The sequence below is a fragment of the Flavobacterium sp. HJSW_4 genome (assembly GCF_042436695.1).
GTDB lineage: Bacteria > Bacteroidota > Bacteroidia > Flavobacteriales > Flavobacteriaceae > Flavobacterium.
Genome location: NZ_JBHNPP010000088.1, coordinates 1 through 419, shown reverse-complemented (window position 1 = coordinate 419; position 419 = coordinate 1). Strand labels below are relative to the sequence as shown.

Genomic DNA, 419 nt, shown 5'->3' with positions numbered 1-419 from the left:
CTTTCGAGCTGCATGTCCACTCCGCTTATTCTCACCAGATTTCCAAGGATGATTCCCGGAACTTCGCTTGACGCTTTTATCTGCATCATTTTGCCCATGGCAGCCCTCATTTTATTTTTGGAATACTCTTCCAATGCGCCTTTTCCAGAACCTCCGGCAGGATTCTGATTCAGCTGCATTAGCGTTTCCTTATTGAAAACGCCGTTCGACTTATTCAAGAAATTCTGATGGAAGCCGTCAATTTCTTTTCGGTATTTTAAGGTTTCATCGGCTGCATGATCGCCTTTTCTGTTGTCGTTTTCCAAAACTTTAAAGAGCGACGGCACCAGTTTCATATCGTATTCAAAATTCTGCATATTGACTCCGTAGACCAGTTCAGGCTCCCCGCCTGCACTGCCCGGAACGCCAAAAACAATCCT

General features: G+C 45.1%; 1 pseudogene. It reads right to left on the bottom strand.

Annotated features, from left to right (window positions below):
• Positions 1-356 (bottom strand): annotated as a pseudogene (locus tag ACE01P_RS24425) (type IV secretion protein Rhs); the annotation flags it as partial.
• Positions 357-419 lie beyond the last annotated feature (63 nt).